Source organism: Mesorhizobium sp. (assembly GCF_024509055.1).
Lineage (GTDB): Bacteria > Pseudomonadota > Alphaproteobacteria > Rhizobiales > Rhizobiaceae > Mesorhizobium.
Genome location: NZ_JANINM010000244.1, coordinates 1 through 2643, shown reverse-complemented (window position 1 = coordinate 2643; position 2643 = coordinate 1). Strand labels below are relative to the sequence as shown.

Below are 2643 nucleotides of genomic sequence, written 5' to 3'. Positions count from 1 at the left end.
CACCATGTTGGCGCCCATCCTGCCCAGTCCCATCATTCCGATCTGCATGGTGTCATCCCAGTCGTTGGAGGAAAGAAGAAATCCTACTGGCTGTCCGGCGCGTCGATGCCGACGGTGAAGTCGACATTCTCCCAACGCATCGCTTCGGGCCAGAAAAAAGTGAAAACGATCGTGGATCCCGGCTTCAGGCGGTTAACGGGCAGGTCAACGAGATGGACGCCGAAGGCGTTCCCGGTCGTCTTGTCGTCCCGCACGGTCAGCCATTTGTCGCTGCTCCAGTGCACCACGCCCGGCGCCGCAAGCTCGACGCGCAGCATCTTGCCGGCGGGAATGGAACGGATCTTGTTGTTGAACCGCCAGATCCTGATGGGCGAGACGGTCTTGCCTCTGACATAACGCTCGACGCCCTGCGGAGGCATGTCGAAGACGGTTCCGTCGCGGAGAGAGCGCAAGAGCTTGATGTGTTCGGCATGCGCCCAGACCAGCGGCATGGCGCTGCCGGAGGGCGCGCCAAGCGACAGTTCGCGATCCGGCATGGCATCGCCGTCCCAGACCTGTTCCGGCAGAAGCCCGCCGACACCCGCCGAGCGCTCGAAGGTTTCAAGCAGTTCGGCGGCCCGTTCCGGTCTCCCGGCTGCCAGTTCATAGTGCGCGCGTTCGCCGGTGAGCAGCGGCCACGGCCGTCCCCGGCCGGTGCCGTCGAAGGGCGAGCCGTCTTCATGCTCGCCATAGCCGTCGCCGGTGTAGCGGTACCAGACCGGGCCCTGCGGCAGGTCGCAACGCAACAGCGCGTCGATGGCCTTTATCGTGTTCAGGATGCGTGGGTCGTCCGCCGCCCTGAGGCCAAACCGCACCAGCGCCAGCGCATCCGGGCTGATGATGGCTTCGGCTGGCCTGTCGGTATCGGCCGGTGGGCGGTTCTTGATCGGCACGAAGCCGTCCTTCGGCGAGGCCGCCCCGGCATCGTCGGGTGGGGCGATGCGAACGTAATAGCCGTCGACGTCCTGGCGGGTGCAGAGGTCGGTGCCCGTGACATAGGTCCAACGCTCGATCTGGTCGTTCCAGCAATCGGCCGTTTCGCGCAGATATTTTGCCGGCTCATGTTTATCGAAGGCATCAAGCAAGTCGGCGCCCGCGAGAAGGGCCGCGATCTCGACTGCCAGCGTGAACGGGCTGTAGCCGGCATCTTCTTCCCAGCGGTCCTCGCCGGTGACGGGACCGTTGCGCACGACGTAGGAAGCCGCGCTCTCGATCATCTGCACGAAGTCGGCCAGCCTGGCGCGCGGCAGATGGCCGGCGCGCCGCAAGGCGTCGGCAAGCAGCAGCGGAAAGGCGCATTCGTCCATCTGGATGCCGGGCCAGTAGGGCGTGCCGTCGGACCACACGTTCTGCGGCCAGTGGCCATCCGGCTGCTGGATCGAGCGCAGATAGGTCAGGATCTGCAGCGCCTGCCTGCCGTCGCCGGCGGCGAGGAAGCCGCCGGCCGTCTCGACCAGGTCGCGCGGCCAGACCAGATGGTAGCCGCCGAGATCGTCGTCACCCTTGTTGAAACCCCAGGGGATCGACAGGCTCGCCACCGCCGCGCCGGGCCTGGCAATCGAGAGGTGCGTGGCCAGGACTGCGGTGCTGACGCGATAGGTGTCCAGTCCCGAGGGCGCTTGTCGATCGAGCTTCTCAAGCCCGCGCTGGAATTTCCGCCAGTTCTCGGCATAGGCCGTCGCCGCCGCCTCAAAGCCCTGGCTGAGGCTGGCCTGCGCGAGGTCCGCAGCCTCTTCCGGCGAGGCGCCGAAGCCGACCGCCAGCAAGGCGGTGTTGCTGTCGGCCGAAAAACCGATCTCGCCGGTGAGAGCGACATTTCCGTCCTCCGCGCGCCGGCAGTTGGGGTCGAGTTCACCGCCATCGTGCAATTGCCGCCAGCCGTCGGAGAAGCCGACATAGCCCGCCGAGCAGGCGCCCCAGGGCAGCGAAGAGGCAACCGCGATCCAGACGCCACGCCCGGACGCGTAAAGCATACGCTGGCCCTTGTGCTCGCCGACCCAGGCGGTGTTGCCCATGCCGGCGTTGACGAGATGCGGCGCGAGCAGCGCGTAGACACGATGACCCGCGCCCTTGAGCGGGACGAAGGTCACTTCCTGCAAAAGGACAGGGCGCTTCGGGTCCGTAACGATGCGCTTCTCGATGCGGTATGAGCCGTCCACCGCGGTGTTGGACAGCGTATAGCCCGGGACGCCGTCCTCGAAAGGCGCAATGGCGTGGGAGGCGTCTCGCTTCTCTTCCGAGAAGTAACCACCCGCGCCGGTGACGATCAGGCCCATGTCGCGCGTGCAAGCGCTGTCGAGGCGCGGATAGTAGATCTCGTTCAATATGCCGTGGCTGATGGTGAACCACAGCGGGCTCCTGGCCGAGAGCGCGGTGCCGACGCCGCTCTTGGCGCTCGACGTCCAACGTGCAGGGATTCCCGGCGCGCCTTGGGCAACGGTCGGCGTGACTGCCATGCAACCTCTCTCCTGCCGCCGTTCCTAAACCAGGAGCGGAAGGCATTTCAATCGCCGCACCGCAAGTTGATCGGAGCTGTTTGCAGCTTTGCAGTTGACAGCTTGCGGTTCCTCTGAATTTGTCTGACAATAGATAAAAAACAGGGAA

General features: G+C 65.4%; 1 protein-coding gene. It reads right to left on the bottom strand.

Annotation, left to right across the window (positions count from 1 at the left end):
* Window positions 1-83: 83 nt before the first annotated feature.
* Entirely contained in the window at window positions 84-2495 is a 2412-nt protein-coding gene (locus Q0L57_RS12150; RefSeq protein ID WP_296742943.1) for a glucan 1,4-alpha-glucosidase, read from the bottom strand.
* Window positions 2496-2643 lie beyond the last annotated feature (148 nt).

What these genes read in the sequence shown, in the direction of transcription:
- Q0L57_RS12150 (WP_296742943.1), bottom strand. Translation starts at nt 2,495, where the DNA reads ATGGCAGTCACGCCGACCGTTGCCCAAGGCGCGCCGGGAATCCCTGCA.